Here is an 8,070-nt window from a genome sequence, read left to right on the forward strand (position 1 = left end):
CATAAACGTCCTGCCTGACCGGCTACTGCTGTTCAGCGGCGCTGACGGCGATCATCAGGTGGGGGAGTTTCAAGTGACCATACCCGGGGGATTTTGACCGACCCACGGGGCTGTAGAAGTAAACCCGATCGGTCCGACGCGACAGCCGGCCCGCGAATCGGCCGAAGCCGAACACGCCCGCAAGACCTACAGCAAGCGAAGGGCTGGCGTTGATGACGCAACCAAAAGGAATTTTCACCATCTGCGGGTGATTTCCGAGAGGGTCTTTCCTTTCTTCTTGGCGGGTCGACAGATTTCTTCCGCTCTCACAGGGAAGTCGCGGGTGCGCAAAACACTTGGCGAGAAAAGTAGTCGCTGCGAAGGATGTGCTGGAGGCCAATCTTCATTGTCGCGGTTCCGCCACCCTCGATCCACATCCTTATTTCGAAGTGGCCATTCCACCGATGGGCTTGTGGAGATATGGAACAAGAACTCCTATGGGCGACTTCGACCTATGTCATTCTCGCGCACGTGCCTCGCGATGGTGTGTTCTCAACGGCGCTGGTGCGCGGATCCACCAAGCCCATACGCAACTCACTTTTTGCCCTTTGTCCTTCTTGGACAGCGACGAAGAGCGGATTGACGCTGAAGAATTGTAGCAACCAGACTGCTGATCGCGTGGGATACTCGATCAACTCGAGCGCTGGGGATCGCTATAACTTTGCAATAGGCGGCGAGTTGGTTGAAGTTCAAAGCTTTGTCAGTTCGCAGCTAAAAATCGAACTGAGTTCAAATGAGTCGCGTTTCGGAGCAACCGGTCGACCGCATCACAATTCCCCTCCTGCAGCGGTGGAAGCAGGACGGCCGGCGTCTAGTCATGACGACTGCCTACGACGCGGTTGCGGCGCCTATCCCGGATCCTTCCATCGATATCAGTCTCGTCGGTGACAGCGGGGGTAACGTCTGCCTTGGATTCGAAAACACGCCTCCAGTAAGTGTTGCGATGATGAACCATCACCTCGAAGCCGCCGTACGCAGCAAACCGCGTGCCTTGCTCGTCGCCGATATGTCCTTTCTTAGCTTCCACGTCAGCGTTGAGGAGACCATACGAAATGCTGGCGGATTTCTGCAGCGAGGAGCAGCTGCGGCGAGACTCGAGGGCGGTGGCAAAAGAATCGAGATGGTGCGTGCCATTGTCGATTGCGAGATTCCCGTGATGGGTCATCTCGGTCTTATTCCGCAGAGCGTTAATGTCATGGGCGGCTTCAAAGTGCAGGGCCGCAAAGTGGATGAAGCGCTGCGTTTGCTCGATGATGCTCATCGTCTGCAGGAGGCCAGCTGTTTCGCTTTGGTATTGGAGGGCACTCCGGCTGAGCTTACTGCTCGAGTAAGCGATTCCTTGACAATACCGACGATCGGAATCGGCTCGGGCCCAGACTGTTCAGAGCAGGTGCTCTGTTTCATGACGTGCTGGGCCAAACCGAAGGTCATCGCCCCAAATTCGTTCCCGCCTATACGGAAGGCTTTCAGCAGTTCCATGATGCGCTTTCGCGCGGGGCAGCGGATGTCCGCCGTGGCGCGTTCCCCGGCCCGCAAGAGTCCTATCGGCTTCCCGAAGGCGTTGGGGAGGCAATTGCCAACTGGGCGCCATCCACCTCAAATTATCACGAGCGTCGCTGAACTTCGCCGCACTCTCGCAAAATCCCGCAGTGCCAATCAAAGGGCCGGATTGTGCCGACGGTGGGCTATCTCCACGATGGCCACCTGGCGCTGATCGCAGCGAGCCAAGCAAAATGCGATGTGACCGTGGTCAGCATCTTCGTTAACCCCACTCAGTTCGGAGCAAATGAAGATCTCAGCACCTATCTGCGCGACTTCTTGCGCGATGAAGAACTGTGCCGGGATCTGGTGTTGCGATCCTCTTCGCGCCCGATGCACAGGAAGTCTATCCGAGCAATTTCGAAACCTTTGTTGGACCTGACGACCTCGCGAAACCTCTATGCGGCGCTTTCAGGCCCGGACATTTTCGCGGTGTGGCGACTGTCGTCTGCAAGTTGTTCAACATGGTGCAGCCCCACGTCGCTTTTTTGGCCAGAAGGATGTTCAGCAATGCGTAGTCGTGCGTCGCATGGTGGTTGATCTCAATGTCCCGATCGAGATCGTCACCGTACCGACGGTTCGTGAAAAGGATGGGCCCGCCATGAGTAGTCGCAATCGCTATCTCAGCTAGGAAGCGCGCAGCAGGCCCTTGCAATCAACCAGGGGCTGCCCGCGGCGCTCGATGATTTTCGGTCTGGAGAGTGCAACGGACAAAAGCTGATTGCGGCTGCCAAGGCATTTGGAGGCGGTTGACACATTGCAGTATCTTGACTTATCGACGGTGACACGCCCAAAACCGCCGATAGTCCACTGCGACTCCCCGCGGCGCTATGTACGGCCGCCTACGTTGGCTCAACGCGTCGGATCGACAAAGTGGTATTGGCGTTGCCAACTCGGTAGCGCAAGGCGTGGACAAGCCAGAGCGCAGCTTATTGAGCTGACAGAAACGCTCAAAGCACTGTTCCGAGAGGCATATCGAACTGGCAGCAGAGGGCAAGCCCCGAGACGGCTTTGTTCGGCGAGTTAGCGAAGCGATAGCGGGCGCGCACTGAATATGCGGGGCTAAGAATTTGTGTTTAGCAACTCCGCAAGTCTTGCGACGGTGATCAGCGGCGAACTCGATAAACCTTGGTATAGTGCTTTGCAGCCGATGCTATATCACTCACTTACCTTTGTAGAGTTGAGTACCGGTCAGGTCGTTTGTAATTCCGATGTCGAAGTGCGAAGCCTGAACTAATGCCCGGCTAGAAGTCGTTGCGTTCTAATCAACTATTCTTGTCGGGCCTTTCGCCGATAAACGCAAAAAGGGCACGAGCTCTACAGCGGGGGCTCTAGCACAGTCGCCGCATTGCTGACCATTGCCTTAAAGTTGGTGGCAGATTTACATCCCAATCCCGAATACGAGTTGACATGACATTTACCGCGCTTTTCATCAAACGTCCGGTATTGTCAATCGTCGTGAGTTTCCTGATCTTGCTGATCGGCTTGCGCGCCGCGGTCCTACTGCCGATCCGGCAATATCCGAAGCTAACCAATACGGTCATCAATATCACGACTGCCTATCCTGGCGCCTCGGCCGACATGATCCAGGGGTTCATCACCACTCCCCTTGAGCAAGCAGTCGCGTCCGCCGAAGGCGTCGACTACATCAGTTCCTCGTCTATGCTTGGTGTCTCGACTATTCAAGTTTACATCAAGCTGAACTTCAATCCAAACGAAGCGCTCACGGAGGTGCTCTCCAAGGTCAACTCAGTCAAATACCTGATCCCGAAGGAATCAAACGATCCAGTCGTCACGAAGTCGAGCGGTCAGACGAATGCTGTCATGTATATCGCTTTCTCCAGCGATGAGCTAGCGGCCAGTGCGATCACCGACTACCTCACGCGCGTCGTGCAACCGGTTATCTCAACCGTCGACGGCGTTTCAGCGGCTGACATCCTAGGCGGCCAGAGTTTTGCGATGCGGCTATGGCTAGACCCTGCGAAAATGGCTGGGCATGGCATATCGCCGGCTGAAGTTTCGGCTGCAATCGCAGCTAACAACTTCCAGGCTGCGGCAGGCCAGACCAAGGGCTATTTCACTATCTCCGATGTCACAGCAAATACGGATTTGCGGAGTGTTGACGATTTCAAGCGTATGATTGTCAAGGCGAATGACGGTGGCTTTGTGCGCATGGAAGACATTGCGGTAGTCGAACTTGCCGCGCAGATGACGGACACTACCGTCACGATGAACGGCGACCACGCGGTCTTTGTCGGCGTGCAAGCGAGCCCGGAAGGCAATCCGCTAAACATAGTGCGAGGCGTTCGGGCGCTGTTTCCTGAAATGGAGCGTAACCTGCCGCCGCCGCTGAAGATGAAAGTGGCCTACGACTCATCCAAGTTTATTCAATCATCGATCGACGAAGTGAAGAAGACGCTCATTGAGGCCGTCGTGGTTGTGGTCGTCGTGATCTTTCTTTTCCTGGCCTCGCTGCGGTCCGTCATCATTCCTGTGGTTACTATTCCGTTGTCTCTCGTTGGTGTCTGCAGCATGATGCTGGCGCTGGGGTTCTCATTCAACCTCCTGACGCTCCTTGCGATGGTTCTCGCGATCGGCCTCGTGGTCGACGACGCAATCGTGGTGGTGGAGAATATTCATCGCCATTTAGAAGAAGGAGCGGCTCCGCTACAGGCTGCTACAAGGGGCGCGCGCGAGATCGTCGGTCCGGTTATCTCCATGACGATTACCTTGGCTGCGGTATATGCCCCGATCGGATTCCTTGGCGGCCTCACCGGTGGCCTGTTCCGCGAATTCGCGTTCACGCTGGCAGGAGCGGTGATCGTGTCCGGTGTGGTCGCTTTGACGCTGTCGCCCATGATGTGCTCTCTCTTCCTGAGGCGCGCCAAGGGGGGACGATTTGCAAGGCTTGTGAACCGCGGGTTCAGTGCCGTAACACGATGGTACGGCCGCAAGCTCGACCGTTCGCTCGACTATCGCCCAATTACCGGCCTATTTGCGCTGACCATGTTGGGACTTGTCGGCTTTCTCTATATGCATATTTCCAAGGAACTAGCGCCGGAGGAGGATCAAGGTATCATATTCGCGCTAACTAAGGCGCCGAAATACGCCAATATCGACTACCTCGACTATTATGGCACCAAGCTTGAAAGCGCGTTGAAAAAAGTTCCAGAGACTGACTTGAGCTTCGTGTTCAATGGCATTGGCGGCCAGCAGAGTGGCATGGCCGGCATGTTGCTCAAGCCTTGGGACGAACGCAAGCGATCATCGATTGTACTAAAGTCGCTTGTTCAGGCCGAGCTATCCAAAATCGAAGGCATCAACGCGTTTGCCTTTAGCTTGCCTCCGCTGCCGGGCGGTTCTGGTGGCCTACCAGTCCAGATGGTGATCAATTCGACTCTTGGCTTTCAATCCATCCACGAGCAGATGTCAAAGTTGAAGGATGCCGCGCAGAAGAGCGGCCTCTTCATGGTGAGCGACTCCGACCTCGAGTTCAACCAGCCGGTGGTACGAATCAAGGTTGATCGATCGAAGGCTAACGAGCTTGGCATCACCATGCAGATCGTCGGTAACGCGCTCGCCACCTTACTTGGGGGAAATTACGTCAACCGCTTCAATCTGCAGGGCCGCTCCTACGAGGTGATCCCGCAGGTGCCGCGAGAGGAACGGCTAGTGCCGCAATCAATCGGAAGCTATTATGTGAAGACTGCGACGGGATCGATGCTTCCGCTGTCTACCGTAGTCTCCACCGAGACTGCGACCGATCCGAATGCGCTCACCCACTACAACCAGCTCAACTGCGCGACCTTTCAGGCCGTGCCGATGCCCGGCGTCACGATCGAACAGGCCGTGGATTTCCTAGAAGCCGAGGCGAAGAAACTGCCCCCAGGCTTCAGTTACGACTTCCTGGCCGACGCCCGCCAGTACGTGCACGAGGGTAATCAATTGGCGATTACCTTTGCATTTGCCCTCATCATCATATTCTTAGTGCTTTCGGCGCAGTTCGAAAGTCTGCGCGATCCGCTCATCATCATGATCAGCGTGCCGATGGCAATGGTCGGCGCCTTGATTCCGCCGTTCCTCGGCTGGGCGACCATGAACATCTACACCCAGGTTGGACTGTTGACACTGGTCGGGTTGATTTCAAAGCACGGCATCCTAATGGTTGAGTTCGCCAATGAGCTGCAGTTCAAGGAGAGATTTGACCGTCGCTCGGCTATAGAGATGGCGGCGCGTGTCCGACTGCGCCCAATCTTGATGACCACGGCGGCAATGGTCACGGGCTTCATACCCTTGTTGACGGCAACCGGAGCTGGCGCCGCGAGCCGGTTCTCGATCGGACTCGTTCTCGCCGCTGGCATGTCTGCGGGCACGCTGATCACGCTATTCGTGCTCCCGGCGGTCTATGTCGCGATCGCGTCCGATCACCGTGGTAATGGGGGTGTCGTCCGCGCGAACCTCGCCGAGCGCGACTTCACCAGCGCTGCTGATGCCGAGGTAACAAAGCATGACCATCAAATCATCTAGGTTTGCTAGTGTGACGCGCGAAGGAGCTTAGGACCACTTCACGGTTCTTTACACATCGAGAACTTCGCGTGCTTGGTGCCAAACTGGGCGCATCTTTTCGGCGGTTAACAGTCGGAGATCCGCTGCTGCCGCCCCAGGTTAAAGCGGCGCCGGGTATTCACGGAGACCTGACGCCCAAGCTCGACCAAAGGAGAATCGGTGCTCTCTTGATCAAAAAGGAGGGCTGACAGATCATCGCAAGGCTCAGCCCCTTCGGAACATTGCTCGATATGATCTAGCCGGTGATGCAGGCTGCCTTGTCGAGAACGAGCAGATCACTCTGGAGCCGTCCGTCTCTCTCAGCGCAAAACACCCGGTATGCCAGCTGAATGCCTTCCGTGAGCGAGGTGGTGGCTCGCCAGCCGAGTCTGGACAGCCGACTAACATCCAGCAGCTTGCGCGGCGTTCCGTCCGGGCGCGACGTATCCAAGCTGATTTCACCGCGAAAGCCGACGGCGGCCGCGACCATCAGTGCTAAATCGGCGATGGTGATGTCCTCGCCGGTGCCGATATTGACCGGTTCCGGCGACGAATAGGTCTTCATCAGGTGCACGCAGGCATCCGCCATGTCGTCGACATAGAGGAACTCGCGCCGGGGCGTGCCGGTGCCCCACACGATGACGCGCTTCGCTCCCGAAACCTTCGCCTCGTGGAAGCGGCGGATCAGCGCGGCGACGACGTGGCTCAGCTCGGGGTGATAATTGTCGCCGGGGCCGTACAGATTGGTCGGCATCACGCTGATGAAGTCGCTGCCATACTGGCTGCGATAGGCCTCCGCCATCTTGATGCCGGCGATCTTGGCGATCGCATAGGGCTCGTTGGTCGGCTCCAGCGGACCGGTGAGCACGGAATCCTCGCGCAGCGGCTGCGGCGCCAGCTTCGGATAGATGCAGGACGAGCCCAGAAACATTAGCTTCTCGGCGCCGTTCTGATGCGCGGCCTGGACCACGTTCGCCGCAATCGCGATGTTGTCGTAGATGAACTCGGCGCGCAGCGTGTTGTTGGCGACGATGCCGCCGACCTTGGCCGCGGCGAGGAAGATCACTTGCGGCCGCGTCCTGGCGAACCAGTCGAACACGGCGGCCTGGTTGCAGAGATCGACCTCGCGCCGGTCGACCGTGACGAGCCGCACCTCCTCCCGTGCCAGCCGGCGCACCAGCGCGGCTCCGACCATGCCGCGATGGCCGGCGACGTAGACGCTCTTGCCCCTCAGCTCAAACGGTGCGTTTGCCACTGGCCGCATCCCGTTTTGTCTCCGCCAGATCGCTCGTCATCATCTCCTCGACGAGCTGGGCAAAGCTGCGCTTCGGCGTCCAGCCGAGCACCTCGCGCGCCTTGCTGGCGTCGCCGACGAGAAGATCGACCTCGGTCGGACGGAAATAGGTCGGATCGATCTTCACCACAATCTTGCCGCTCGTCTCGTCGACGCCGGTCTCCTCGACGCCCTTGCCGCGCCAGGCGATGCGACGGCCGACATGGGCAAAGGACAGCTCGACCATCTCGCGCACCGAGCGCATCTCGCCGGTGGCGAGCACGAAGTCGTCGGGTTTGTCGGCCTGCAGGATCTTGTGCATGCCCTCGACATAGTCCCTGGCATGGCCCCAGTCGCGCTTGGCTTCGAGATTGCCGAGATAGAGCGTCTGTTCCAGCCCGACCTCGATACGCGCGACGCCGCGGGTGATCTTGCGGGTCACGAAGGTCTCGCCGCGGATCGGGCTCTCATGGTTGAACAGGATGCCGTTCGACGCGAACATGCCGTAGGCTTCGCGGTAGTTCACCGTGATCCAGTAGCCGTAGAGTTTTGCAACGCCGTAAGGCGAGCGCGGATAGAACGGCGTCGTCTCCTTCTGCGGGATCTCCTGCACCAGGCCGTAGAGCTCGGAGGTCGAGGCCTGGTAGAACCGCGTCTCCTTCTCCATGCCGAGG

The 8,070-nt window shown here is 57.8% G+C and carries 3 protein-coding genes and 2 pseudogenes; 3 read left to right on the forward strand and 2 right to left on the reverse strand.

The window, feature by feature from the left end; translation table 11 throughout:
• The first annotated feature begins 772 nt into the window (after positions 1-772).
• The 3 genes and pseudogenes from panB to QJT78_RS46320 all read left to right on the forward strand — a co-directional run bounded on the left by panB (position 773) and on the right by QJT78_RS46320 (position 6,105).
• Positions 773-1,659: pseudogene (gene panB, locus QJT78_RS46310) on the forward strand (3-methyl-2-oxobutanoate hydroxymethyltransferase).
• A pseudogene (panC, locus tag QJT78_RS53350) lies at positions 1,613-2,478 on the forward strand (pantoate--beta-alanine ligase). The pseudogenes panB and panC overlap by 47 nt, the downstream one beginning before the upstream one ends.
• Positions 2,479-2,988: 510 nt before the next feature.
• Positions 2,989-6,105: an efflux RND transporter permease subunit gene (locus QJT78_RS46320; protein ID WP_028153850.1), complete on the forward strand. Its 3,117-nt coding sequence runs from the start codon at positions 2,989-2,991 to the stop codon at positions 6,103-6,105.
• Between the two features lie 274 nt (positions 6,106-6,379).
• Here QJT78_RS46320 and QJT78_RS46325 read toward each other — a convergent pair whose 3' ends face one another.
• Positions 6,380-7,387, reverse strand: a complete 1,008-nt coding sequence (locus QJT78_RS46325; RefSeq protein WP_038951999.1) for a GDP-L-fucose synthase — start codon at positions 7,385-7,387, stop codon at positions 6,380-6,382.
• Positions 7,359-8,070 (reverse strand): GDP-mannose 4,6-dehydratase (locus QJT78_RS46330; RefSeq protein WP_281460678.1); only part of this gene is annotated, 712 nt, incomplete at its 5' end. The genes QJT78_RS46325 and QJT78_RS46330, both read right to left, overlap by 29 nt.

The organism is Bradyrhizobium sp. Mp27 (genome assembly GCF_029953005.1).
Lineage (GTDB): Bacteria > Pseudomonadota > Alphaproteobacteria > Rhizobiales > Xanthobacteraceae > Bradyrhizobium > Bradyrhizobium barranii.

Bases quoted from the DNA above. Each gene is read 5' to 3' on its own strand.
- QJT78_RS46325 (WP_038951999.1), bottom strand. From the start codon at position 7,387: ATGCGGCCAGTGGCAAACGCACCGTTTGAGCTGAGGGGCAAGAGCGTC.
- QJT78_RS46320 (WP_028153850.1), top strand. From the start codon at position 2,989: ATGACATTTACCGCGCTTTTCATCAAACGTCCGGTATTGTCAATCGTC.